Here is a 23,231-nt window from a genome sequence, read left to right as displayed (position 1 = left end):
ACCATGCGCAGACGCCTTCGCCTGATCCTTGCTGTCGTGCTCGTGGTGATCGGTCTGACGACGCTCACCCGCACGCTGTGCATCGGCTTCGCGCCGCTTCCCGACCACGCCGCACGCCAACTCGGCTATCTCGATGCAGCCCTGGCGACCGGTCGTGACGCCGACATGCAGGGCCTGTTTCCCGAAGGCGAGTACTTCACGCGCGTGTTGACCGGGCTGGCCGAGGCGCAGGTCGCCGCGCGGTTGTCCCCGGGAAGTGAAGCCGACAGTCATCTGGCGCGCGCCAAGGCGCGGCTGGCCGCAATCGAAAGCCCGGAATCCACAAGCATATTCGGCTCGGGTATGGCGCCCGACCACGGCGTCTTCGCGGCCGGCTGGTCATTGGCGTTGGCCGTCGCCATTGCGCGGGTCTCCGGCGCGGAGGCCGACCGCGCCGCAGCGTCCGAACGGGCCCAGGTGCTCCACACCGCGCTGCCCCGTACCGGTTCTCCGTTCCTGGCGAGCTATCCGGGACAGTTCTGGCCGTGCGATTCCGTCGTCGCAGTCGGTGCCCTCGCCGATGCGGCGAGCCTGCTCGGATTGCCGTGGCGTGCCGACCTGGCGGCGTGGCGGTCACGCGCACTCGCAGCAGTGGACGCCGGCACCGGTCTGTTGCCGCATCAGGTCGACCAGCATGGTGCCGCATTGACCGGGCCGCGAGGATCGTCGCAGGCGATCATCCAGACGTTCTGGCCCGCGCTCGACCGGCTGCTCGGGGTGGAAGACGATCAGTGGCAGCGGTTTACCGACCGCTTCGTCACCGAGAAGATCGGGCTGGCCGGGGTGCTCGAGTACCCGACCGGGGTCGACGGCCGCGGTGATGTCGACAGCGGCCCGCTGATTCTCGGGGTCAGCCTGAGTGCTTCCGCGGTCGGCCTGGCCGCGGCCCGGGCCAACGGCGACCGCGCACTGGCGGGGCGCCTCACGCGCCAGGTCGACCTACTTGGCGTACCGATGGGCCTGCACACCACGCGATATCTGTTCGGCGTTCTGCCGGTTGGCGACGCGTTCATCGCGTGGGCGCGGACCGTGCCCGAGTCCGACCGGCCGCGCACCGACGGCTCGGGTCGCTCGGCCTGGTTCCTGGCGTGGGCGGCGCCGTCGGCGGCGGTGGTCGCCATCGGTCTCGCGCTGTGGCCCCGGACGCGCCGGCGCGATACGGCCGGCACGCTCAGTTTACTGCCGTGACCCGGCTGTCCACCCAAGTTGCGTAGGTACTCCAGGACAGTGCCGTTGTGCTCTGCACGGCGAAGGGTCCAGGGTGCAGTGTGGACAGATGAGCTCGAACTTTCCCGGTACGGCGACTATTCGCTCGGCCTTGTCCCTGGCGGTCCGCGCACCGTCAGTGCACAATTCGCAGCCTTGGCTTTGGCGGGTGGGGGAGAGCAGTGTTCACTTGTATACCGATCGCGCACTGCACCTGCCGCACACCGATCCGGATTCGCGCGATCTCATGTTGAGCTGTGGCGCCGCGCTGAATCATTGCGTCATCGCGTTTTCCGCGCTGGGCTGGGGATCGAAGGTGCATCGCTTCCCCAATGTCGCCGACGCCGATCACCTGGCCTCGATAGAGCTTCACCGGCATCGGCCTGAAGCAATCGACATCGTCCTTGCGGCAGCGATCCCACGGCGTCGCACGGACAGGCGTCACTTTGAATCCTGGCCCGTGGCCACTGGTGACATCGCTCTGATGGGAGCGCGCGCAGCGCGTGCGGGTGTGATGCTCCGGCGCATCGATGAACTGGAACATCTCAAACGCCTCGTCATCCAAGCGGCGGCGCGTCATGCCGCGGACTCTGACTACCAGGCCGAACTGGCGGAGTGGAGTGGCCGGCACGGCTCGGTGACCGGGGTGCCTGCGCGCAGCACCCCACGCTCAGATCTCAGCGATCGCCTTCCCGGACGAGTGTTCGCCCGCGCTGATCTCGCACAGACTCCAGAGGTCGACGACTGCGCTGTGGTCATCGCCCTGGGCACCGTCGATGACGATCAGACATCGCGGTTGCGTGCAGGCGAAGCCACCAGCTTGGTGCTGCTGACTGCCACCGCCCTGGGGCTTGCCAGTTGCCCGATCACCGAACCGCTGGAACTGCCGGAGACCCGTGCGGCAGCCGCGGCCGAGATCTTCGGCAGCGACGGCTATCCCCAGATGTTGCTTCGTGTCGGTTGGGCGCCCGTCAACGCCGATCCGCTTCCCGCCGTCCCCCGTCGGGATCTGGATGACGTGGTCTCAAGGTTGGACGGGCTGCCGATGCACTGGTCACATTCGCCTTAGTTGACAGCGTCGAGGTCGATGTCGATATGGATCACCGAGCTGTCCAGGCGGCGCGTGCAAGGCCAACCGGAATCAGCGATCATCTCAAGCAACGGGCGGTTCAACGCCAAGACCTCGGCGACGAATCGGTGGACGCCGTGTTCCTTGGCGATCTGCCCGAGCCGCTGCAGTAGCACGGTGCCCACACCGCGCAGGTGTTGATTGTGGTCGACGACAACCGCGACCTCCGTGCAACCGTGAGAGGGATCTTCGACATAGTTGGCAACGCCGAGAAGGACGTCGGCCTCGAAGGCCCCCAGTGCATACCGATCGGCAGCGGGCTCTGTCAGCGATCGCGCCCATTCTCGTAGGTGCACTGGATGCAGAGCGAAGAAGCGGAAGTAGCACTCTTCGTCGGTGAGCGTTTCGTAAAGTCGCACAACCTGATCCGCGTCCCGGGGCCGCAGGCGGCGGAGGACGACCCTCGCACCGTCGAGCAATTCGGCGCGTGAGACTTGTTGCTGTGCCGCGGTGTCCATTTCGGCGGCGTCAACGTACGACCAGAACCGAGCAGTTTCCATGTGCAGATAACGGATGCCGGTGCGGGCCGACGATTTCCGCCACCGTGGCTGCATCGACAGGGCCGACAACGGCGAGCTGAATGGATTCGTCCCGGTGCTCGGCAAGAAAGGCTTCGATGCTCTGCGGCGTCGTGACGGGATAGATGTGAACGTCGGGAAAGCGCTGCCGCCACCGGGCAACCTGGCGATCGAGTTCGTCATGCGGCGTGCTCGCGCTCTTGTGCCGCCCTGCGACGGCCAGGACGGGAACCTCACGCAGACGAGCCTCCTGCAACGCGCATTCGACCACGGCATCGTTGTCGCCCTGCGGGTCGACGGCCACCAAGATCCATTCGGTGCCGCGCGGTGTGGGACGCGGTGATCGGATGATCGCTACCGGGCACTGAGCATGCTGCGTCATCTCAGCAGCGGTCGAACCGAGTACCGCTCGGGCGATCTGCCCGATACCGACGGACCCCAAACACACCATCGCCGCGTGGCGTGACTCATCGATCAACGCCGAGTCAACCGCACCGCAGAGGATTTCGGTCTCGATCTTGACCGGCGGTTCGGATGCCGCCACCGCCGTTGCGGCCGCGTGCAGTGCTGATTCCGCGTATTGCCTGTCCATGTTCGCTGTGCCACCGGGATTGGCTGGGTCTGTGGGCGGGGCGACATGTACGAGGCGAAGGGCAACATCGCGACTTGCGGCTTCTTTCGCGGCCCACTCGGCAGCGGTTATCGCCGCGTCTGAGCCGTCGATGCAGACGACTATCGGCGCTGACACATTCGGCATCATCGAACTCCTCGTGCGGGCATTACAGTCCAGGTCAGAATTGGACGCTATCGGTCACCCATGCTGTGCGGGTGAGGCATTGGTCCCCGGCTGATCGCCGAAGGTCCCTTGACGACGACGTACTCGCGCACGGCACCGTGTCGCCGCGATGCCGTGGTGGAGGAAGAGTCAGGCGTGCCCTTCGCCTGTGCGCCTATTCTGCGTCGGACCGGCGTTGCGACTGATCGAGCTTGGATATGAATACCGCGGCCTGCGTTCTGCGCTCCATCCCAAGCTTGGTCAGCAGGCGCGAGACGTAGTTCTTGACGGTTCGCTCGGCAAGGAACATCCGGTCCGCAATCTGCTTGTTCGTGAGACCTTCGCCGAGGAGGTCCAGTAGGACGCGTTCCTGGTCGCTGAGCCCGTACAACGGATCGGAATGTTCAGCCGCCTGGCGTAGCTTGGCCATCAGCGCCGCCGCGGCTCTGTTGTCGAGCAGCGAGCGGCCGGCTCCGACATCTTTGATCGCGCGCGTGAGATCCATTCCTTTGATGTCTTTGATCACATATCCGCTGGCGCCGGCGAGGATTGCGTCCAACATCGCCTCATCGGACGTGTAGGAGGTGAGCATGAGGCAGCGGAGATCCGGCAGCCGGCACAGCAGATCCCGGCACAGTTCGATGCCATTGCCGTCGGGGAGCCGAACATCGAGCACCGCGACATCAGGTCGCAGTGCCGGTATGCGGGCGATGGCTTCGGCAACCGAGCCGGCCTCACCGACGACCTCCAACTCGGGATCCGCAGACACGAGGTCGGTCAGCCCGCGCCTGACGAGCTCATGGTCGTCAACGAGAAAGACTTTCACCATGTCAACCCCTCAGAGTGGAGGTGCCGCGATAGAACTCACGATACGTTTTGTGGCTCGCAGATCAACACCGAACAATCGGCCTCGGCCACTGCCGCGTAACCCGGCCGCCCCATGAGGGCGTTGAACCCCCGTGCCAGCGGCTTGTCCACCACGAGCAGTTGGATCGATTCGGCGTTTGCTGCCAGGTATTGCGAAGTGCTGCCGTGAACGGCCTTGGTCTGGATGCTCACGTCGGGGTTGCGCCGTCGCCAGGCAGCCACATGATGGTCAAGTCGGGCTTTGGCGATTCGGTTTCCCTTCGACACCGCGTGACAGTCATGAACATCGGTGAATCGAGACTGCCACGTGGTGATCACGGTCAGCGGCAGCTTGCGAAGTCGTGCCTCTTCGACTGCGCGCGCCACCACGATGTTGCACGCAGCGGGAGTCTCGTCGACCTCGGCAACCACCCCGCGTCGCTGCCCGGGATTGGGGTCGTACGACCGGATTACGGCAACGGGGCAAACCGCGTACGTGGCCACGGCTGCAGCGACAGGGCCGATGCGGCTGCGTCTGCTCAAGTCCAGACCGTGTGCGCCCACCACGAGGATGGCCGCTTGTCCGGCAGCTGCGAGAAGCGCCCGGGCGGGATTGTCCTGCAATATCTCAACTTCGATCTTCACAGGGCTGTCGGTTGATTCGACTGCTGTTACCGCGTACCGGACGGCGATCTCCGCAGTCGCGAGGTCATGCGCAGCCTCACGGGCATCGACGCGGCATCGGGGACGCGGCGTGACGGCATACATGAGCCGCAGCGGGATGTCGCGATCAACAGCTTCGTCCACCGCCCACAATGCGGCATCGAGCGCCGCCCTGGAGCCGTCGATACCGACTACCACGCAGGACGACCGCGATTCAGCGCTGCACATGAAAGACCTCTTCGATCGGCCGGCGTGGGGTTGCCGGCAGCGGATCCTCGACTTCAGGGGCAAGCCCGACCCGGATCAACAGTTGAGGCGTCGTGTTCTGGCCGATCAGCTTGGCGACGATATCGCGACTCGCGGCGAGCTCGGTGATGTGCGTGAGGGTGCACGTGGCGAGTCCTGCAATGGTGGCTTCGAGGAGTACTGCCGACAGAGCTTCGCCGCATTGCAGCACACTGGATCGATCAGTGTCGTACGTGGACAGCACGAGAACCTTCGAGTGGTCATGCCCATACTCGACACGCCGATTGCTGTGATCGGCCTCGGGGAACACACGGCTGATCTCGACACGCCCTCTTTCGGCAGGAGAGATCAAGGAGCTGTGGGGAATGCCTTGACTCGTCTCGAATTCACCGGTCCACCAATGTAGTTCGGAATGGTACGAGGAATCGTACAGCCGTAATGACTCGGTGAGCGCGGACGCCTCGGCCAACTCGGGTCGTGACTCGTCGGCGATCACGTCCAGCCGTGCGACATCCGATGGCATGGCCCGACGGAACTGAGCCTCGACTGCCTCCCAGTGTGGCGGCTCCGCGAATGGCAGGCGGTCGGTGCGTCGTTCCGAGATGGCCGCAGGGCGCAGTTGGTGTCCCTCCGTCACCAATTCCATCGCGCTGAAGTCGACCGTCGCCAGGTGCATTGGGTTGTTGGGGTTGGGCATCCTGTCGACGTTGGCCGTCCACCCTGCCGCGGTCATCGCGACCCGGAAGTGATCGAGGGCTGCGCCGCACCCCACCACCGCTTCGCGGCCGGAGTGATCGGTCGAATAGAGGACACGGTCCTTGTCGAGGAACAGGTGGATCTCGTCCGCCTCCCCGATCCAGCGCCAGGGTTGGCTGTTGTGCAGCGACGGGGCTCGACATGCCAATCGCACGGCGCTCTTGATGACTTCAGCGTCCACCTTTGTGACCGGCATGATCACCCTCCACATTCGACGTCAGTCCAACATCAGGCACAACGGCGACGAGCGACAGGGCCAATGGTCCCCAAGCCTGGGCCCAAGGGCCCCTGTCGCGGGACCGCGAGCGCGGTGCAACATCATCCGGTATGAGCGATATGCCGCATGCGGCAGATGCGGTGCAAAAGCCGTGGGCGATTGCCGGAAATCTCGATGCACAGGTCCACGAAACACACACCGGCATCGTGTTCCTTCTCGGAGACAACGCGTACAAGGCGAAGAAGTCCGTGCTCACCGACTTCCTCGACTTCACCACCTCTGCGCAGCGCGAGAAGGCCTGCGAGCGCGAGGTCGCCCTGAACAGGAGGCTGGCCCCGGAAAGCTACCTTGGCGTCGGCCATTTCATCGGACCCCACGGCGGCACTGCCGAGCCGGTCGTCGTCATGTGCCGGTATCCAGATTCGATGCGGTTGGCGTCGATGGTCAGCCGGGGCGTGGTGGTGGACGAGCATCTGGACGCCATTGCCGAGAAACTGGCCACCTTTCATCTCGCCGCGGCGCGTGGTGCGATAGTCGCCGCCGAGGGCTCCGCGGACGCCGTCTTGGCGAGGTGGGAGTCCAATCTCGCTGAATTGCAGCGCTTCAGCGATGTGGTAGGCGAATATGTCGACGAATTACGCTGTCTGGCAGAGCGCTTTGTCGCGGGACGGGTTGATTTGTTCGAGGAGCGAGTCTCGAACGGTCGCATCGTCGACGGCCACGCCGACCTGCTGGCCGATGACATCTTCTGCGCACCGGAAGGCCCTGCCATCTTGGATTGTCTTGAGTTCGATGACCGTTTGCGCTACGTCGACGGTATCGACGACGCGGCGTTCCTGGCGATGGACCTCGAGTTCGCCGGTCGGCCGGATCTCGGTTCGTTGTTTCTCGACCGCTACCGGGACTATGCGCAGGATCCTGCTCCGGTGTCGTTGATCGATTTCTACATCGCCTATCGCGCCGGGGTGCGCGCCAAGGTCGACTGTGTCCGCGTCACTCAGGGCCATCCTGATGCCGCGATTGCGGCTCGACGTCATGCCGAGATCGCGCTGGACCATCTGAGGTCGGGCACTGTGCAACTGATCATCGTCGGCGGCGGCCCCGGTACCGGAAAGACGACGATATCGCGTGCACTCGCCGAACAACTCGAAGCGCAGGTCATCTCGACCGACGACGTACGCCGCGAGATGCACCGCGCGGGGACGCTGAAGGGTGAACCCGGCACCGTCGATGCAGGCCTGTACGCGCCCGAGCAGGTCAGCGCGGTGTATGACGAAGTGTTGCGGCGCGCGAGGGTGCAATTGGGCGCGGGCAGATCAGTGATCCTCGACGGTACGTGGCATGACCCGCACCAACGAGATCGTGCACATGCCGTGGCCGCTGATGCCGCTGCTCCCATCGTGGAATTCACGTGCTCTCTGCCGCAGGACGCAGCGGCAGCTCGCATTCGGTCCCGAACGGCGTCGACGTCCGACGCGACGCCCGAAATCGCTGCGGCGCTGGACGTGCCTGATGTCAGCTGGCCGGGTAGTCACCGCATCGACACCAGCCAACCTCTCGATCACTCGGTGGCCGAGGCGCAACGGATATGCCTGGCGATATAGCGGTCCAGGATCGATGACCTTTGGCACTGTCTCAGGCCGAGCGCTGCGGCGTAGCAATGAGATATGCGTCAGACAGCATCAACGCAGCCGGCCCCCGACATCGTCGTGACGGCGCACGGTGATCTTGCCGACTCGGTCACATACGTCCGAGACAAGATCGGTCGAATCGGGCGCGTCACACGACGGCCCATGACAAACGTCAGGGTTCGGTTGAGCCGCCATGGTGATCCTGCGGTCGAGCGACCGGTGATCGCGCAGGCCAACCTGGTCGTCGACGGGCGATCCGTCCGTGTTCAGGTCGAGGGCCTGACCGTTCGAGAGGCGGTGGACCGACTCGAGAGCCGGCTACGGCGCCGCCTCGAACACGTTGCTGCGCAATGGGAATGGCAACATGAGCCCAAACAGATCCGACATCGGCGTTTTCTGTCCCGTCCGGTCGCCGAGACACGCGTGATCCGTCGCAAGTCCTTTTCGGCTGCGCCGTGCACAGTGGACGATGCCGTGGCCGAAATGAACCTGCTCGACTACGACTTTCATCTGTTCACCGAGGTCGGCACCGGCATCGTAGGCGTCATCTATCGAAACAGCCCGGCAGGTTATCGCCTCGCCTTGGTGGCACCCTATCCGGCGGACATGCTGGCCCCGTTCGTGGCGCCGGTATCTCTCAGCGCGCAACCCATACCTTGCCTCACGTTGGAGGCTGCCGTTCGTCGGCTGGACCTGCTCGGCCTACCGTTCCTGTTCTTCATCGAAGCCGCCGAGGGCCGAGCTTGCGTCTTGTATCGCCGCTACGACGGACATTTCGGAATGATCACTCCCGCGGCGATCGGTCGCTCCCCAAATGCCGACGAGTTCGCGATGTCCGCGGCTTCAGCGGCGTTGGGACACTCTCATCGCGACTGATGCCCCGGTACCGCAGCGCGGTCGCTCCACAGCGTCAAACCGCACGGAGGGCGAAAGTGTCCGAACGCACCACACATCACAAGATAGTCGTCGGGACCGACGGTTCGTCGTCGGCTCTGGTCGCGGTGCAGTGGGCCGCACGTGAGGCTGCGATGCGTCATGTTTCCCTCACCGTCGTGCACGTTGCCTCCTCCCTTCCTGTCGCGGCGTCGGTGCTGACGTGGCCGGCTGGCCATATCCCACAGGAGGTTCTGGAGATTCAGGACAGCGAGGCCCGCGCCATCCTCGCCGAGGCGATCAGGACGGCCGAGGACACTATGGGTGGCGCCGTCGGCATCGAGATCGGCAGTGAGCAGTACCTCGGCTCACCGGTATCGGCATTGACAACTCTCTCCAAGACTGCCCAGTTGGTGGTGGTGGCATGCCGGGGGAGATCAGGCCGACACCGCCGCCTGCTCGGTTCGGTCGGTATCGGTTTGCTCCATCATGCGCGCGGTCCGGTGGCTATTGTCCACGACGAGATCCAGCCGGCTCAGTTGACGGAGCTGCCGGTTCTGGTGGGGATCGACTGTTCGCCGGCGTCCGAGCCGGCGACTGCTCTGGCATTCGACGAAGCATCTTGGCGTGGCGTGGGCTTGGTGGCGTTGCACGTGTGCAGCGACACGGACGTGTCGTCGGTACCCCGCAGGGACGGGACAGGTGTGCACGAGCCTGCGGGAGAGAACCTCGCCGAGACGCTACAAGCTTGGCAGGACCGCTATCCCGAAGTACCGGTGACCCGGGTTATCGAGCGCGGCCACCCGGCCCGACACCTCGTCGACCATGCACAGCAGGCCCAGTTGGTGATCGTCGGAAGTCACGGCCGCGGCGGATTTCCCGGAATGCTGCTCGGCTCGGTCAGTACCGCAGTGGCGCAAGAAGCCCACGTCCCGGCGCTGGTGGCGCGCCGCCAGTGAGCTGTGGGCAGCCCTGCCGAACAACCCGCGGGCGGGGTTGGCCGAACGCGGCGACAACTAACTGCGGACGACGATCACCGGTGCCTTGGCCGACTGCGCAACCGCCCCGCTGACCGATCCCAGGAGCATGCCAGTGAAACCGCCGCGGCCGTGACTTCCGACCACGACGAGTTGAGCGTCCGCTGACGCGTCGATGAGCCACCGAGCCGGTTGGTCACACACAATCCGCCGCTGCACCCGTACTTCGGGGTACTGCTCGCTCCAGCCCGCCAACCGTTCACCCAGGACTTCGCGTCCCTCGTCCTCATACCGTCGCCAGTCCATGCCAAGGACCGGGAAAACTCCGACGTCGCTCCAAGCGTGCAGGGCCACGAGTTCGACTCCACGACGGGACGCTTCGTCGAACGCCAGCGCGATTGCCTTTTCCGATGCCGGGGAACCGTCGACGCCCAGCAAGACCGGGGAACTGAGGTCGGCGGGTTGCGTTTCGTTCACGTGGACCACTGCGACCGGGCAATGCGCATGATGGACCAGTCCGCTGCTGACCGAGCCCAGGACGGCGCGTCCGACAGCGCCCATTCCTCGGCTGCCGACGACAGCAAGGTGGACCTGCCTGGTTGCGTCGACGATCTCGCCGACAACGCTGCCGAACCTCACTTCGGAATGTACGTCGGGCGTCTGCTCTTCAACGGTGTTGGCCAGCAACGTTTTCTCGGCCTGCGCAAGAATCTGTTTCGCGTTGTCCTTCTGCCACTCGATGAAGTTCTCCGGCACTGGGCTGATGGACAGGTCGACCACCATGGGTGCGATGACGTGGAGCAACTTGACGGCAGCTCCGCGCAGGACGGCCTCACGTGCCGCCCATACGATTGCGGCCTCGGAGTCAGGCGAACCGTCGACTGCCACGATGATGTCGGGTTTTATTGTGCTGCGCACCATTTCGTGCTCCTTGGCCGAGCTGTTGGCGTCCGTTGGCGGTGACCCTATTTTGGTGGGGGAGCGGTGAGCAGGGCCATTGGTCCCTCGGCCAATGGGCCGTGGTCCCTCGCGGGCGGTGACCGACGGCGGGCCGTTTGCCTCTTGGGCTGGGTGTTGAGAACGGCAACTATCGGTTCATTCAGTCTTCGTCGACATCGATGGAGGGTTGTGATGGAGACATTCACGCTGAGCTTCAGGTGGGGGCTGCTCATTCGCATGCTTGGACGAAATCCGTTGGTACGAGTCAGTGACCGCATTGAAGCGCTGTTGTTGGCACTGGTATTCGTCACCGCACTGCTCGCAGTGCCGGTCGCCGGCGCGATCGGCACGGCCGTGCACGACAGCCGCGCACAGACACTTGTCGAGCAGGCGCGGAACCGGCATCTTGTCGCAGCCACGGCGATCGAGGATGCGATTCAGGCACCGGATGCCGCACGCGGCGTCAACGCAGCGGTGCAGGCTCGGTGGCGAGTGGGCGCAGTCGATCACACCGAGTTGGTCACGGCTCGGGCAGATGTCAAAGCCGGTGATCCGGTAGACATCTGGGTGAATGCCGCGGGCAACCGAGTCGCGGCACCGGCTCCGGCTTGGCAGGCCGGAACAGCCGCCCTGCTGACGGCCGCAGCCTACTGGCTCGTCATGGTGGGCGCCGCCTTCCTATTGTGGGCCGGCGTTCACCTGGTTGTGGTTCGCAGCCGTACGACGGGCTGGGACCGAGCGTTGGAGCTCCTGGCCGATGGCAGCGGCCGGACCGGTCCTCAAATGTGATAGCGGGGTGTCAGCAACGATGTACTGGTACGACCACGATATGGGCTGGTGGGGGTTCGTCGGCATGAGTATCGGCATGGTGCTGTTCTGGGCGGTGGTGATCGTCGGAATCGTCATGCTGATCAGGTTCCTGGTGAGTAGTCGCCAGGAACCACCGGTCCGTGCCCAGACAGCGGAAGAAGTACTGGCTGTGCGCTTCGCTCGCGGCGAGATAAGCGAAACCGATTACCGCAACAGTCTTGCCGTTCTGCACAACAGCCAGCCTTCGTAGCTTCTTCCGGCGCGCAGCCGATCCCTTGCCGGGTTCCTCGTCGAACTCTTCACGTTGTTCGAACAAGTGGACCACACTGGAGAACGGCGAAGCTGTTTCGACGGACGAAGGCTAGACATGGGCATTGGACTGACCGCAGCAATCCGTAGCTCGTTCGAAGACGTCGTCAATCGCACGCGCGATGCCCTCGCCATTGAGGGCTTCGGTGTGCTGACCGAAATCGACGTCAAGGCGACGATGAAGGCCAAGATCGGTGAGGATATGGAGGATTACCTGATTCTCGGAGCCTGCAACCCGGCACTCGCCCACCGCGCCATCGACATCGACCGTCAGATCGGCATGTTGTTGCCGTGCAACGTCGTGGTCCGCGCGGATCCGGACAACGCAGGGACCATCCTCGTCGAGGCGATGGACCCGCAGATCCTCGTCGAGGTGACCGGTGAGAACCAATTGCGCTCGGTCGCCGATGAGGTGACGGCGAGGCTCCAGGCGGCTGTCGGTTCGCTCGGGGGCTAATTGTCCCGCAGGTTCACCTCAGGTTCTCGGCGGCTGGGTGTCCTGCTCCGCGGTCTTTGGTTCATGCGCTTCGGTGGCCTCGTGCGTACGTAGGTACGTCTCTGCCATCAGCAGGCGCTTGACGGCTTCCATGACGCGGTTGTTGGCCATCTCTGTTACCTTTCTGGTGCGCTAATACTCTGGAGTCCAACTGGTTTCGAAAGCCGATCTGCCGGGTTGCAGCGCACGCGCCCCAGATTGGCCATCACACGATCGGTCAATCGGCTGCAAGCCGATCCATCGTTGAGGATTCCGCGGAATCCGCGATGGCGGAGATATGCATCGATCCGCCGATCGATCGGCCACATCCCATAGATCCGCTCCGTGAACTCAGAGCGCAGGAAGTCCCGTGCGATGGCTTCGAGTTGCGGTCCGGTCAGAGCAACTCTGTCGGCTGAGATCATGCTGGTTCCCTCCGAGTGCTTGTCGTACCGATCGTCCGACCCACGCGTGCGCGGCACTAGTGACGAAAGTCCCAACGCGCCTGGTCGGTCGTACCTCACGCGAACTCAGTGCCTTAGGTCCTCATGCCGAGGTCTTCTCGGCCCTGTCGAGACCGGCACGGGTTGGCGACCATCGAGACATGGCCAAAGACCGGGGGTCGGCATCAACACCATGAGCGGACGCGGCCGCGGCAGGTTCGCGGTGTCCTATCGGTGGTGTGGCAGTTCGGCCTTCGGTGTCTGGCAAATTCGTGGCGCGCCTCATGATCGATCCGAAAGGGACCGCACAAATGTCTATCTGCCCGAACGGACACCGAAACCCGGCGCATTGGGAATTCTGCAACGAGTGCGGGGAGCCGATCGACGACACCGCGCAGCAGTCGGAGGACTCCGGTTCGCTGCGCCTCACCCCGAAAGCATTGGTAGCCGCCCTCGTTGCGGCGGTTGCGGTAGCCCTTGGCGTGCTTGTGGCTGTCGTCGTCGGGCACGATGGCGGGATTCGGCAATCAGAACAGCCCACGCAGGACGGCGCGGCGATACGAGATTGGTGGGCCGAGAGCCGTGACGATTTCGCCGCGTTGCAGGTTGCTCTCGACGACACGCAGGACGCGTTGAAACGACAGGATGTCGACGCGTTGAGAGTGTCATGTCAGCAGATGCACGACGGCGCTTCGGTGGACCTTCCCTCTCATCTACCGACACCGGATCCCGAACTGACCAACGAGTTGAAAGCCGCGACCGATGACGCCCATCAAGCAGCGCACATGTGCCTGGCCGCGGTGGCAGGGTCTATGAACAGCTACCGGGCAGAGTTCGACACCGACTTGGCGCAGGCGCAGGCACACCTGGAACAGGCCAGGGACATCGTAGGTGCTGGTGCCGGCGACAGCCGGTACGCTGCCCGCTGAGTCAGTCTTTCGACGCGACGCGGGTCATGTGATCGCGGCACCGACTAGATGGCCGATCGCGTACGTGATGACCAAGGCGAGCCCGCCTCCGATGACATTCCGCAACACAGCGCGTTGCTTGGGCGCCCCACCCAACGCCGCCGAGACCGCACCGGTGACGATCAGTGCCGCCAACACGGCAATCACTGTGACCGGAACCCGCCATGTGATCGGCGGCAGCAGTATTGCGACGAGGGGCAGGAGCGCGCCCACGGTAAATGACAGTGCGGACGAGAACGCCGCCTGCCACGGGTTGGTCAATTCTCCTGGTGTTATCCCTAATTCGATCTCTGCGTGCGCGGCGAACGCATCGTGCGCGGTGAGTTCTTCGGCGACGGTGCGCGCAGTGGTCACCTTGAGCCCCTTGGCCTCGTAGAGGGCTGCGAGTTCGTCCAGTTCGGCGGCCGGGTCGTCACGCAGTTCGCGGCGCTCTTTGCGCAGCAGTGCCTTCTCTGTGTCGCGCTGCGTGCTGACGGACACATACTCGCCGAGGGCCATCGACACCGCGCCGGCGGCCAGGCCCGCGATTCCGGCGGTGAGAATCGGACTGCGCTCAGCAGTGGCGGCTGCGACGCCGACGACGATGCCCGCCGTCGACACGATGCCGTCGTTGGCGCCGAGCACCCCGGCGCGTAGCCAATTCAGTTTCGACGCAACGGAGCCCACGTGGGGTTCAGCAGGGTGGGACGGACTTGTCACGGCCTCACGCTAGCGAGAATCGGCAAGTGCTGCCAGCAAACATAGCCTTGCCATAGCCGGGTACCGAAGCCACCGAGGCGACTATTCTCATTGTGGAAGGAGTGGTGTGCGGCGCGAACCTGGTGCTTTGGAGGACGCCGTCGTCGGAGTACTTCATGCGGATGAGCCGATGACGGTGGCGCAGGTGCGTGCCGTGCTCGGTGGCGAGCTTGCTCACACCACCGTCATGACGGCATTGGTCCGGTTGACTCGCAAGGGATTGGTCAAGCGCGTTCGCAACGGCCGTTCCTACGTGTACTGCCTGGCCGCGGTCGCCGATGACTTACCGGCACTTCAAGCCGCGTTGCGGATGCGTCGCGAGTTGGACGGCCGCAGTGCACGCGCGGACGTGCTGGCGAACTTCGTCGCTCATCTGGATCCCGAGGACGAGGCCGTCTTGAGGGAGCTGCTCAAGTCGGCGGGCGACGGACAGGACCGGCCGCGATGACGATGTTGGTCTTCATGCTCACCCTGGCGTGGTGCTTGGCGGCGGTCTTGACCGTCTTTCTGCGCCGTGTGCAAATGTGCTTCACACCTGGCTGGCAGGTTCGCCTCCTAGCAGTCGGCGGCTTGGCCCTTGCTTTGGCAACGCTGACTTCGACGTTGGCGCTGTTGTGCGCGGCCGGGGTGTTTTGGCATCTTCCGGAGCCTGTCTTGTGGGTTGTGGTGGGCTCAGGAGTCATGCTCGCTGGGTGGCGACCATCGGTGCACCTGTTTCGCATGTGTCAACTCAGTCGTGGTTCCGATGTGTTTCGGCGTGCAGCCATCGGGTCTCACAGGTTGTTGATCGTCGGCGATGACGTCGCACAGGCATTTGCCGTGCCCGGGCGGGGCGGAACGGTCGTGGCTACCGACGGGCTTCGGAAAGTGTTGACGGCCGCGGAGTTTGAGGCGGTGATCCGTCATGAGCGAGCTCACCTTCGGCATCACCATCACTTCTATGTTCAGATGGCCGAACTCGCGGCCTGCATCAACCCTCTGCTGGGCCGGTGGTGCGGTGCAGTGCGATTCGCCGCCGAACGCCAGGCCGACGAGGACGCAGCGCAGGCGGGGCGCGCAGTGGTCGCTCGGGCGCTCACGAAAGCCGCGTTGTTGACATCGCAAGCGTCGCTTGCCGTCCCCGGCCGACTCGGGATCAGCGCCGGCGCCGACACCGTCGTTCGGCGGGTCGGTGCGCTGCGCGGCCCGGGACCGCGGCGTCAGCGAGCGGCTCCGCTGGTGGCTGCTGTGCTGTTACTGGCTGTGATCGGTGCCGATCTCGTGGGCACGAGCGATTGGATTCAGGATCGCCTGATACCGGAGGCCGGCGAATCGGTGTCGGTCGTGTACCGCTGACGGGCTCAGTACGTCGAGACCACATCGGACCATGCGGATTGAGCGCCCGAATCGCCGATCCGGTATACCTGCGTGACTGCGCCTGCTCCGATGGCCAAGGCGACCATTGAGACCAATCCTGCGAGAACGGGTTTCAGCGCCTTACCGCGTGTGGTGCGGACATGCACGACGACGAGGAGCGCCGCGGCGACAAACAGTGCCGCCGACACATAGATCATGGTGTCACCGAGCTCGGCATGTGTGTGCACCAGCGGCGACCGCCCGACACGGTGCTCGAGCCACTCTCCGGCCTCGGTCGTTATCGGCGTCAGCACCAGACAGAACGCGGCCAGCGCAAGAACCGGCCACGCCAACACGCGCCGTGCGGCCGGCCACAGGGCGCAGAGGATGACCAGAACGGCGGTTAGCGGGGCGAGTACCACGAGGACGTGCACCAACAAGACATGGGCGGGTAATCCGTTGACTGTCGACATGCGATCTCCTCACGATAGAGCCGTCGATCGAATACTACATAGTTTGTAGTAGTTCGGCGAGAGTCGTAAGGCCCTTTGAGGCGAGGTCTTGCGGCTCTAGCCGTTACCCATGCCGCAGTTGTGAACTGGACCGAGCCAGAACATGCGTGCGCCTCGATGTTTCGATGCTGGGCAGGAGGGAGTGCGATGAGTAGATCCGTCGGCTCACGGCTTGCCAGTGGCTACACACGGCTGCGACCCATGGTGGAGCCGGCCCTCGTGGCGTTCACGGTCGGGGTTCTCATCGCTGGGGGGATCGCATGGCTGGCCGGTGCCCGAACGCTGGCCGACGGTTGCTGGATCGCCGGCACTGGAGTTGCGATCGTGCCCGCGGTGGCCTGGGTCGTGATGTCTTTGCGCCGAGGCCGTCTCGGCGTGGACCTCATTGCAGTGCTCTCGCTCCTCGGCACACTGTTCGTGGGCGAGTATCTCGCGGGTGCGCTGATTGCGGTGATGCTGGCCGGGGGACGGGCTCTTGACGCTGCCGCCACCCGTCGTGCCTCACACGACTTGACGGCCCTGCTGAAGCGTGCGCCTCGTTTCGCGCGTCGGCGTGAAGGCGGCCAGGTGAGCGTCATCTCGCTGGCGGAGGTTGCCGTCGGTGACGTGCTGATGGTCGCGCCGGGCGACGTGGTTCCCGTCGATGGCCGCGTCGTGGACGGTGTCGCAGTCCTCGATGAGTCAGCACTGACCGGCGAGCCGTTGGCTGTCGAACGAAATTTGGGTGACTCGGTGCGCAGCGGAGTCGTCAACGCCGGTGGTGCATTCGGGTTACGGGCGTCCGCAAACGCCGAGCAGAGTACCTACGCCGGCATCGTACGACTCGCGCGTCAGGCCGGTGCAGAGAGCGCACCGGTGGTACGACTCGCAGATCGGTACGCGGCGTATTTCTTACCTTTGACGTTGTTGATTGCCGGCGGGGCGTGGCTGGCGAGCGGTTCAGCGGTGCGGGCCGTTGCGGTCCTTGTCGTCGCGACGCCGTGCCCGTTGCTGTTGGCCGCTCCTGTGGCGATTGTGTCGGGACTCTCGCGGGCTTCGCGTATCGGTGTGGTCATCAGAAGTGGTGGCGCGCTGGAGAACCTCGGCCATGCAACGACTTTGGTGATGGACAAGACAGGCACTCTGACGATGGGCCGGCCTGCGGTCGTCGACGTCGTCGCCGCGCCCGGGATGGACAGCACCGAGGTTCTCCGTCTGGCCGCATCGGTCGATCAGATGTCGCCGCACGTTCTGGCGGAGGCGATAGTCACCGAGGCGCTGGCGCGAGGTTTACACCTGTCGCTGCCGACCAACATCAGCGAAGAACCCGGTCGCGGTGTCAGTGCGGATCTCGACCAGCGGCGGGTGACGGTAGGGAGACTCCCCGATGACGATGTGATCGGCACGTGGGCGCGCGGTGCGGTCAGCCGGGCGCGGCTGGACAGCGCCGCGCTGGCGTGGGTGTGCATCGACGGCGAGCCGCGTGGAGCAGTGCTGCTGCGAGATCCTTTGCGTCGGCAGGCCCCCCGAACGATGCGACGGCTGCGGGCAGCGGGTTTCACGCGGTTGGTGATGCTCACCGGCGACCGCGCCGAGCCGGCCCGCGAAGTTGCGACGGTACTAGGGCTCGACGAGGTTCTGGCCCAACAGAGTCCAGCAGACAAGGTTGCCGCTGTGCGTGCTGAGCGAAGTCGAGCCGTGACCGTGATGGTCGGTGACGGGATCAACGACGCTCCGGCGCTCGCGGCCGCCACCGTGGGTGTGGCGATGGGCGCCCGAGGGGCAAGCGCGTCGTCAGAAGCCTCCGACATCGTATTGACCACCGATCGCCTCGATCGGGTCGCCGACGCGATGGACATCGCGCGCCGGTCGCGTCGGATCGCGGTCCAGAGTGCAGCCGTCGGAATGACCTTGTCCCTGCTGGCGATGGCAGTCGCTGCACTGGGTTGGCTGCCGCCGGCGCCCGGTGCGATGTTGCAGGAGGGGATCGACGTCACCGTCATTCTCAACGCGTTGCGTGCGTTACGCGGCCGGCCGGGCGCTCAAGTGCCACTGCCGGTCGACACCGAGAAGCTGTTGCACCGCTTCGCCGCTGAACATGACCAGCTGCGCGACTCAATCGGCCTGATCCGCGAGAGTGCCGACCAGTTGGTTGCGGGCCCCGACGGCCGGGCACTGGAGGCTGTGACCGCGGCCTACGCGCTCCTGAACGAACAGATCTTGCCGCATGAACGTGCCGAAGAGACCGAACTCTATCCTGCGTTGGCCGCCCCGCTGCAAAGTGGTGAAGCCACCGCGACCATGAGCCGGACTCATTCCGAGATCCAGCGCCTCGCCGAGCGAATCGGCAGGCACGTGCAAATGGCCGAGGACTCCGGCGGTATCCAACCTGACCAAGTCGACGACCTGCTCGCGTGTCTCTACGGTCTGTACGCACTGCTCCGCCTCCATTTCGTACAGGAGGAGGAGAACTACTTCACCCTTGCGCCCGAGGATGACTCGCAGGGCCTTAGGTTCCTCGCACCGACGAGAAGGTCCATGGCGGAGCCTGCCGAACGTGGACCGAAGTAGCCCGCAGGTTGTGGCTTTCGACCCTGGGATGTCGCCTCATCCGGCGGTGTGATGGACAGGCAGGATCGTTACGAGGAGCCACCGATGAAAACACCAGCCTGCCTCACCCGTCACCACAAGCTGCCACCGGCGGCCACCTACCAGCTCACCGACAGGCTGCATGCCGGACGCGTGGTGCAGGTACCGGCTGACGCGATCCCTGTGACGGTTTCAGCGTGGTTGTCGGAACCCGGTGTCCACAGCCCGTTGGTCAGGGAATTTGCCGATGCGGTCGGTGCAGGCGACTGGCCTGCGGCACTTGCCCTCGGCGACTGGTTGTCCATTGACATAGCTGTGGCTTGAATTTCCATGGTGCTGAGGCGATGACCGAGTACCTAAGCAGCAGCGACGCGTTCATGTGGGCCATCGGGGACGACCCGGTGCTCCATTCGACCATCGTCACGCTCACCATGCTCGAACGTTGCCCGGACTGGCACGAGGTGGTCGACCGGTTCAATCGGATCAGCCTTGCGGCCCCGAGATTCCGCCAGATCGTGAAGCGATCGACGCCACCGCTTCCGCCACACTGGGAGCTCGATCCTGAGTTCGATCTCGGATTTCACGTGCGGCGGGAAAGGACGCCCGAACTCGGAAACCTCGACGTGCTACTCGAGCGGGTTCAGATTGCTGCGATGGCTGATTACGACCGCGCCCACCCGCTGTGGGAAGCGACTCTCGTCGACGGACTCGCCGACGGTGCCGCGGCCCTGCTGTGCAAACTCGATCACGCGATGACCGACGGCGTCGGTGCTGTCCAGCTCGCCTCGGTCCTCTATGACTGCATCGAACCGTCGGAGCAGAGTGTGCCCAGCGGACGTGAGACCAGTCACGTCGGCGCGCCGCTATCGGCATTGATCCAAGCACGACGACTTTTTGTGCCGTCTGTTCGCCATCCGTTGGCCGCCGCGGCAGCGGCCTGTACGACGGCCGCGTCGATGGTCCGGACTGCTCGGCCGATGAACGGGCCGCAATCACGTCTGATGGTAAAGCGTTCTCCGCGTAGGCATGTCGGCACTCACGAGGTGTCGAAAGCAGAGCTTTTGCGTGCGGCGCATGCGGCAGGCGGCACGTTGAACGACGCGCTCATCGCGGCGATCGCAGGCGGGCTTCGCCGATACCACGAAAACCACGCTGCGCCCGTAGCAGAACTTCTGGTTTCGATGCCAATAAGCATCCGAACCGGAAATGATCCGGCGGGCGGGAATCGGGCGACGCTGAGCCGGTTCCGCGTCCCGGTTGATCTGACGGACCCCGGCAGCCGGATTCGGGCGATTCACGAACACGCCGGTATTGCCCGCAGCGAAAAGGCATTGGCCCATACCTCGGCCATCGCAGCGGTGCTCAACGCGATGCCGCGTCGCTATGTCACCTCCGCGCTGCGACACGTGGACTTCATCGCAAGCGATGTTCCGGGTTTCCCGAAGCCCGTTTCTCTTGCCGGAGCGCCGGTCCGGATGCAATACGCGTTCTCTCCGACATTGGGAGCGGCTCTCAACGTGACGATGTTCTCTTACGTGGACACCTGCGGCATCGGCGTCAACGTGGACGTCGGTGCGGTTCCTGATTACCACGCCTTCCATGGCTGCCTCGTCGAGGGATTCGACGAAGTCCTCAATCTGGCAATGCGCTGACCCGTGCCGGCAGAGATTCGGCACGGCTGAACCGAGCGGCTCGGCGGTGTACACGGTGCACGTGCCCACGGGTGCGATGTGGTGCACCCGCGATTCGAATCGGTTCGGCGTAGAACACGGTCTTGGTGATCTCCACAAGGACCAGATAGGTGACCGTCATCAGCACCAGGGCCAGGAAGAACTGCCACGGCAGAGGAGTGAAGCCGAGCCGAGGGGCCAAGGGGGACACGGTCAGTCCGATACCGGCCGCGATGACCACCGCGGTGGAAACGGCCAGGACCGGACTTGGCCTGCTCCGCAGGAACGGCACCCTGCGGGTTCGAATCGCGAAGATGATCAGTGTCTGTGTCGCAAGAGATTCCACGAACCACCCGGTTCGGAACTGGACCGCCCCGGCATGCAACACTCCGATCATCAGTCCGAACGTCAAAAAGTCGAACAGCGAGCTGATCGGCCCGAAGGTCAGCATGAACCGTCTGATGAATGCGATGTTCCAATGTGACGGCGCATGCAACTGCTCGGAGTCGACGCGGTCGGTGGGGATCGCCAGTTGCGAGGTGTCGTAGAGCAGGTTGTTCAGCAGAATCTGGCTGGGCAGCATGGGCAAGAAGGGCAGCACCGCCGAGGCGGCTGCCGCGCTGAACATATTGCCGAAGTTGCTCGAGGTGCCCATCAGCACGTACTTGATGGTGTTCGCGAAGATGCGTCGCCCTTCCGCGACGCCGGCGGCCAATACGCCGAGATCCTTTTCCAACAGCACCACGTCCGCGGCGTCCTTTGCGACGTCGGTGGCGGTGTCGACCGAGATTCCGATGTCGGCCGAATGCAGGGCCAGTGCGTCGTTCACACCGTCCCCGAGAAACCCGACCGAACGCCCGTTTCGCCGGAGCGAGGCCACCAGCCGTGACTTCTGCTCCGGAGAAACCCGCGCGAAAATCGTGGTGCGCCGGGTCAGTACATCGAGCTGTGTATCGGAGAGCTGATCCAGCGCATTGCCGGTGACAGTGCCTTTGGACACCAGACCCAGCTCGGCGCAGACCTTCTCGGCAACTTGCGGATTATCTCCCGTCGCCACTTTCACCTCGATGCCGAGTGCCGCCAACCGTGCCAGCGACTCGCGGGCAGCTGCTTTCGGGTTGTCCGCGAACACCAGGAAGCCGTCGAGCGTCAACCCTGCCTCGTCGGACGCCGTGATACTCCCGAGGTCAGGCGCGGGCCTGCTCGCGACTGCGACGACGCGTCGGCCATCCGCGAACAGCTCCGACAGAGTGGATTGGGCTGACTCGGGTAGCTTCGTACACCGCGCCATGATCTGTTCGGGAGCGCCCTTGGCAACCAGAATCCGTCCGTCGGGCGTATCAGCCAGGGCCGAGGTGGCTCTGCGGTCATGGTCGAAAGGCAGAATCGCGACACGCGTGACATCGGTGAGCGCGGGTCGGCCCTCCCAGAGGGCGGTGTCGAGATCGTTGGCGCCGGCGCCCCCGGTAGCGGGGTCGACATCAGTGGACAGGAGTCCGTACCGCAGGACTGATTCCGAGTGCTGTCCCGTCGGCTCGACTGCATCGAGGTAGCTGATTCGCCCCTCCGTCAAGGTGCCGGTCTTGTCGGTGACCAAGATGTCGATGTCACCGAGATCTTCGATGCACACCAGCCGCTTCACCAGAACTTTGAGTCGCGCCAATCGGCGTGACCCCGATGCGAGACTCGTGCTCACCACGGCTGGCAACAGCTGCGGGGTGATACCGACGGCGATCGCGAGTCCGAAAAGCGCGGAATCGATCACCGGCCGTCGCAACAGGAGATTGATGACGACGATCACGATCGTCAATGTGATCGCGACCCTCAGCAACAGGTAGGAGAATCTGCGTAAGCCGATCTGAAAATCTGTCTCGGGTTCGCGTTCGCCGAGACCTGCTGCGATCCGGCCGAATTCGGCATCGGCTCCGGTCGCGTAAACCACGGCGGTGGCATCGCCGGCACTGACCACCGTGCCCATGAAAGCCAGGTTGTTCGCATCGGCGATCGTGGGATCACGCGGCGACGACGCAGCGGACTTCTGAGCGGGTGTCGATTCACCGGTCAGAATGCTCTCATTGCATTCCAGGCCGGCGGTGTCGATGAGTCGGACATCCGCAGGCACCAGTTCGCCGAGTTCGAGCCGGATGACGTCGCCGGGCACCAACGCGGTGACGTCGATCCTGCTGAACCGGCCGTCGCGGCGCACCACCGCGTTGTGTCTGACCCGCGAATGCAGCGCCGCCGTGGCGCGTTCGGCGCGGTACTCGTTGACGAAGCTGAGCCCGACACTGATCACGAGAATGATGCCGATGATGCAGGCTTGCGTGCTGTCGCCGAGAAAGAACGACAGCACCGCAGTCGCGGCCAGCAATGCCAGCACCGCATTGTTGAGTTGACGTCGCAGCACCGCGGCCGCATTCACCCGGTGCGTGCGCACCGCGTTGGGGCCGTAGCGTCCGAGCCTGGCGTTCGCCTCCGCGGTCGACAATCCGTCTTGGGTCGTGTCGAGTTGCAGCAGCAGATCAGACAGATTCGCCTCAGCGACTATTCGAAGGCCATGCAATGTTCGGATCTGCGCGGTGGTCACG

Annotated in this window: 23 protein-coding genes and 2 pseudogenes; 14 read left to right on the top strand and 11 right to left on the bottom strand. The window is 64.4% G+C overall.

The window, feature by feature from the left end; all coding sequences use genetic code 11:
• The first annotated feature begins 3 nt into the window (after positions 1-3).
• On the top strand, positions 4-1,227 hold the full coding sequence (locus tag G6N67_RS33320) for a hypothetical protein (protein WP_051579175.1): 1,224 nt from the start codon (positions 4-6) through the stop codon (positions 1,225-1,227).
• Between the two features lie 88 nt (positions 1,228-1,315).
• On the top strand, positions 1,316-2,314 hold the full coding sequence (locus tag G6N67_RS33315; RefSeq protein ID WP_036439704.1) for an Acg family FMN-binding oxidoreductase: 999 nt from the start codon (positions 1,316-1,318) through the stop codon (positions 2,312-2,314).
• Here the strand turns inward: G6N67_RS33315 and G6N67_RS33310 are convergent.
• The 6 genes and pseudogenes from G6N67_RS33310 to G6N67_RS33290 form a co-directional block, all read right to left on the bottom strand.
• Positions 2,311-2,733 carry a GNAT family N-acetyltransferase gene (locus tag G6N67_RS33310; protein ID WP_229478171.1) on the bottom strand — a complete coding sequence of 141 codons (423 nt, stop codon included), beginning with the start codon at positions 2,731-2,733 and terminating at the stop codon, positions 2,311-2,313. The genes G6N67_RS33315 and G6N67_RS33310 overlap by 4 nt on opposite strands.
• A 109-nt stretch (positions 2,734-2,842) precedes the next feature.
• A complete protein-coding gene (locus tag G6N67_RS39350; RefSeq protein WP_230021468.1) occupies positions 2,843-3,196 on the bottom strand; it encodes a hypothetical protein in 354 nt (117 codons plus the stop codon).
• Between the two features lie 51 nt (positions 3,197-3,247).
• Positions 3,248-3,649, bottom strand: a pseudogene (locus G6N67_RS39760) (universal stress protein); the annotation flags it as partial.
• A 193-nt stretch (positions 3,650-3,842) separates the two neighbouring features.
• Positions 3,843-4,496, bottom strand: coding sequence for a response regulator (locus tag G6N67_RS33300; protein WP_036439710.1), 654 nt, complete (start codon positions 4,494-4,496; stop codon positions 3,843-3,845).
• Positions 4,497-4,531: 35 nt separating this feature from the next.
• A complete protein-coding gene (locus G6N67_RS33295) occupies positions 4,532-5,374 on the bottom strand; it encodes a universal stress protein (RefSeq protein WP_230021469.1) in 843 nt (280 codons plus the stop codon).
• A 16-nt stretch (positions 5,375-5,390) separates the two neighbouring features.
• Complete coding sequence (locus tag G6N67_RS33290; RefSeq protein WP_036440670.1) at positions 5,391-6,374, bottom strand: Acg family FMN-binding oxidoreductase; 984 nt, start codon at positions 6,372-6,374, stop codon at positions 5,391-5,393.
• 131 nt (positions 6,375-6,505) lie between these two features.
• On the opposite strand from G6N67_RS33290, the gene G6N67_RS33285 reads away from it, so the two are divergent.
• The 3 genes and pseudogenes from G6N67_RS33285 to G6N67_RS33275 all read left to right on the top strand — a co-directional run bounded on the left by G6N67_RS33285 (position 6,506) and on the right by G6N67_RS33275 (position 9,858).
• The gene (locus G6N67_RS33285) at positions 6,506-7,999 is read left to right on the top strand and encodes a bifunctional aminoglycoside phosphotransferase/ATP-binding protein (RefSeq protein WP_036439714.1); all 1,494 of its coding nucleotides are present in this window, start codon (positions 6,506-6,508) and stop codon (positions 7,997-7,999) included.
• 63 nt (positions 8,000-8,062) lie between these two features.
• A pseudogene (locus G6N67_RS33280) lies at positions 8,063-8,821 on the top strand (sigma 54 modulation/S30EA ribosomal C-terminal domain-containing protein); the annotation flags it as partial.
• Between the two features lie 137 nt (positions 8,822-8,958).
• Positions 8,959-9,858, top strand: coding sequence for a universal stress protein (locus G6N67_RS33275; RefSeq protein ID WP_230021470.1), 900 nt, complete (start codon positions 8,959-8,961; stop codon positions 9,856-9,858).
• A gap of 57 nt (positions 9,859-9,915) precedes the next feature.
• Here G6N67_RS33275 and G6N67_RS33270 read toward each other — a convergent pair whose 3' ends face one another.
• Positions 9,916-10,797, bottom strand: coding sequence for a universal stress protein (locus G6N67_RS33270; RefSeq protein WP_036439715.1), 882 nt, complete (start codon positions 10,795-10,797; stop codon positions 9,916-9,918).
• Between the two features lie 210 nt (positions 10,798-11,007).
• On the opposite strand from G6N67_RS33270, the gene G6N67_RS33265 reads away from it, so the two are divergent.
• The 3 genes from G6N67_RS33265 to G6N67_RS33255 all read left to right on the top strand — a co-directional run bounded on the left by G6N67_RS33265 (position 11,008) and on the right by G6N67_RS33255 (position 12,391).
• The gene (locus tag G6N67_RS33265) at positions 11,008-11,604 is read left to right on the top strand and encodes an Rv1733c family protein (protein ID WP_036439716.1); all 597 of its coding nucleotides are present in this window, start codon (positions 11,008-11,010) and stop codon (positions 11,602-11,604) included.
• A gap of 19 nt (positions 11,605-11,623) precedes the next feature.
• A complete protein-coding gene (locus G6N67_RS33260; protein WP_036439717.1) occupies positions 11,624-11,875 on the top strand; it encodes an SHOCT domain-containing protein in 252 nt (83 codons plus the stop codon).
• 117 nt (positions 11,876-11,992) lie between these two features.
• The gene (locus tag G6N67_RS33255; protein ID WP_036439718.1) at positions 11,993-12,391 is read left to right on the top strand and encodes a DUF302 domain-containing protein; all 399 of its coding nucleotides are present in this window, start codon (positions 11,993-11,995) and stop codon (positions 12,389-12,391) included.
• An 18-nt stretch (positions 12,392-12,409) separates the two neighbouring features.
• On the opposite strand, the gene G6N67_RS39555 is transcribed toward G6N67_RS33255, so the two are convergent.
• Entirely contained in the window at positions 12,410-12,541 is a 132-nt protein-coding gene (locus G6N67_RS39555) for a hypothetical protein (protein ID WP_268951229.1), read from the bottom strand.
• A gap of 622 nt (positions 12,542-13,163) precedes the next feature.
• On the opposite strand from G6N67_RS39555, the gene G6N67_RS33250 reads away from it, so the two are divergent.
• Positions 13,164-13,781 (top strand): hypothetical protein, encoded by a 618-nt coding sequence (locus G6N67_RS33250; RefSeq protein ID WP_051579177.1) that lies wholly within the window; start codon positions 13,164-13,166, stop codon positions 13,779-13,781.
• 24 nt (positions 13,782-13,805) lie between these two features.
• Here G6N67_RS33250 and G6N67_RS33245 read toward each other — a convergent pair whose 3' ends face one another.
• Positions 13,806-14,519, bottom strand: coding sequence for a VIT1/CCC1 transporter family protein (locus G6N67_RS33245; protein ID WP_036439719.1), 714 nt, complete (start codon positions 14,517-14,519; stop codon positions 13,806-13,808).
• 106 nt (positions 14,520-14,625) lie between these two features.
• Here G6N67_RS33245 and G6N67_RS33240 point away from each other — a divergent pair, with 106 nt between their 5' ends.
• Together G6N67_RS33240 and G6N67_RS39755 are read left to right on the top strand one after the other, a co-directional pair.
• Complete coding sequence (locus G6N67_RS33240) at positions 14,626-15,006, top strand: BlaI/MecI/CopY family transcriptional regulator (RefSeq protein ID WP_036439720.1); 381 nt, start codon at positions 14,626-14,628, stop codon at positions 15,004-15,006.
• Positions 15,003-15,893 carry a M56 family metallopeptidase gene (locus tag G6N67_RS39755; RefSeq protein ID WP_081812789.1) on the top strand — a complete coding sequence of 297 codons (891 nt, stop codon included), beginning with the start codon at positions 15,003-15,005 and terminating at the stop codon, positions 15,891-15,893. The genes G6N67_RS33240 and G6N67_RS39755 overlap by 4 nt, the downstream gene beginning before the upstream one ends.
• 5 nt (positions 15,894-15,898) lie before the next feature.
• On the opposite strand, the gene G6N67_RS33230 is transcribed toward G6N67_RS39755, so the two are convergent.
• A complete protein-coding gene (locus tag G6N67_RS33230) occupies positions 15,899-16,366 on the bottom strand; it encodes a DUF2231 domain-containing protein (RefSeq protein WP_036439721.1) in 468 nt (155 codons plus the stop codon).
• Positions 16,367-16,552: 186 nt separating this feature from the next.
• Between G6N67_RS33230 and G6N67_RS33225 the strand changes: the two genes are divergently transcribed.
• The 3 genes from G6N67_RS33225 (at position 16,553) to G6N67_RS33215 (ending at position 20,625) form a co-directional block, all read left to right on the top strand.
• Positions 16,553-18,955, top strand: coding sequence for a heavy metal translocating P-type ATPase (locus G6N67_RS33225; protein ID WP_081812790.1), 2,403 nt, complete (start codon positions 16,553-16,555; stop codon positions 18,953-18,955).
• Positions 18,956-19,039: 84 nt separating this feature from the next.
• Complete coding sequence (locus G6N67_RS33220) at positions 19,040-19,297, top strand: Rv2628 protein family (RefSeq protein WP_036440683.1); 258 nt, start codon at positions 19,040-19,042, stop codon at positions 19,295-19,297.
• Between the two features lie 20 nt (positions 19,298-19,317).
• Positions 19,318-20,625, top strand: coding sequence for a wax ester/triacylglycerol synthase domain-containing protein (locus G6N67_RS33215; protein WP_036439722.1), 1,308 nt, complete (start codon positions 19,318-19,320; stop codon positions 20,623-20,625).
• On the opposite strand, the gene mgtA is transcribed toward G6N67_RS33215, so the two are convergent.
• Positions 20,606-23,230 (bottom strand): magnesium-translocating P-type ATPase, encoded by a 2,625-nt coding sequence (mgtA, locus tag G6N67_RS33210; RefSeq protein WP_081812791.1) that lies wholly within the window; start codon positions 23,228-23,230, stop codon positions 20,606-20,608. The two genes, G6N67_RS33215 and mgtA, sit on opposite strands and share 20 nt — an antisense overlap.
• Position 23,231: the final 1 nt, after the last annotated feature.

This window comes from Mycolicibacterium mageritense, assembly GCF_010727475.1.
Classification (GTDB): Bacteria; Actinomycetota; Actinomycetes; order Mycobacteriales; family Mycobacteriaceae; genus Mycobacterium; species Mycobacterium mageritense.
This window is presented reverse-complemented; position numbering and strand designations above follow the sequence as displayed.

Excerpts from the sequence above, each read along its gene's own strand:
- G6N67_RS33320 (WP_051579175.1), top strand. The coding sequence starts at position 4 with ATGCGCAGACGCCTTCGCCTGATCCTTGCTGTCGTGCTCGTGGTGATC.
- G6N67_RS33315 (WP_036439704.1), top strand. The coding sequence starts at position 1,316 with ATGAGCTCGAACTTTCCCGGTACGGCGACTATTCGCTCGGCCTTGTCC.
- G6N67_RS33300 (WP_036439710.1), bottom strand. The coding sequence starts at position 4,496 with ATGGTGAAAGTCTTTCTCGTTGACGACCATGAGCTCGTCAGGCGCGGG.
- G6N67_RS33290 (WP_036440670.1), bottom strand. The coding sequence starts at position 6,374 with ATGCCGGTCACAAAGGTGGACGCTGAAGTCATCAAGAGCGCCGTGCGA.
- G6N67_RS33285 (WP_036439714.1), top strand. The coding sequence starts at position 6,506 with ATGAGCGATATGCCGCATGCGGCAGATGCGGTGCAAAAGCCGTGGGCG.
- G6N67_RS33270 (WP_036439715.1), bottom strand. The coding sequence starts at position 10,797 with ATGGTGCGCAGCACAATAAAACCCGACATCATCGTGGCAGTCGACGGT.
- G6N67_RS33265 (WP_036439716.1), top strand. The coding sequence starts at position 11,008 with ATGGAGACATTCACGCTGAGCTTCAGGTGGGGGCTGCTCATTCGCATG.
- G6N67_RS33260 (WP_036439717.1), top strand. The coding sequence starts at position 11,624 with ATGTACTGGTACGACCACGATATGGGCTGGTGGGGGTTCGTCGGCATG.
- G6N67_RS33255 (WP_036439718.1), top strand. The coding sequence starts at position 11,993 with ATGGGCATTGGACTGACCGCAGCAATCCGTAGCTCGTTCGAAGACGTC.
- G6N67_RS39555 (WP_268951229.1), bottom strand. The coding sequence starts at position 12,541 with ATGGCCAACAACCGCGTCATGGAAGCCGTCAAGCGCCTGCTGATGGCA.
- G6N67_RS33250 (WP_051579177.1), top strand. The coding sequence starts at position 13,164 with ATGTCTATCTGCCCGAACGGACACCGAAACCCGGCGCATTGGGAATTC.
- G6N67_RS39755 (WP_081812789.1), top strand. The coding sequence starts at position 15,003 with ATGACGATGTTGGTCTTCATGCTCACCCTGGCGTGGTGCTTGGCGGCG.
- G6N67_RS33230 (WP_036439721.1), bottom strand. The coding sequence starts at position 16,366 with ATGTCGACAGTCAACGGATTACCCGCCCATGTCTTGTTGGTGCACGTC.
- G6N67_RS33225 (WP_081812790.1), top strand. The coding sequence starts at position 16,553 with ATGAGTAGATCCGTCGGCTCACGGCTTGCCAGTGGCTACACACGGCTG.
- G6N67_RS33220 (WP_036440683.1), top strand. The coding sequence starts at position 19,040 with ATGAAAACACCAGCCTGCCTCACCCGTCACCACAAGCTGCCACCGGCG.
- G6N67_RS33215 (WP_036439722.1), top strand. The coding sequence starts at position 19,318 with ATGACCGAGTACCTAAGCAGCAGCGACGCGTTCATGTGGGCCATCGGG.